This is a genomic window from Colwellia marinimaniae (assembly GCF_002207865.1).
In the GTDB taxonomy this organism is placed as follows: domain Bacteria; phylum Pseudomonadota; class Gammaproteobacteria; order Enterobacterales; family Alteromonadaceae; genus Colwellia; species Colwellia marinimaniae.
The window spans coordinates 1-258 of sequence record NZ_BDQM01000350.1; the positions used below are offsets into that span (position 1 = coordinate 1).

Consider the following 258-nt stretch of genomic DNA (forward strand, 5'->3'; position numbering starts at 1 on the left):
ATCTAACTGAAAATCAGCTTTTTGTTGCTCTAACAGCTCAAGGATATTGGCTTTATCATACATTTCTTGTTTCCCATATATGGGAACATACTGCTCAGCAGTCCATAACGAGGCCACAATAGCAGCAGCAATAAGGCTCGATAGCAACCCGATTAAAAATAAAGACCTAAATCGATAAAGTTTGTCGCGGGTTAGTTTCAACCCTGATCGCATGTTCTTTATCACGTTTCCATTACCTGCACCTGGGCTTTTGATAAG

The 258-nt window shown here is 40.3% G+C and carries 1 pseudogene; it reads right to left on the reverse strand.

Annotated features, from left to right (window positions below):
• Positions 1–258: pseudogene (locus tag MTCD1_RS21980) on the reverse strand (hypothetical protein); the annotation flags it as partial.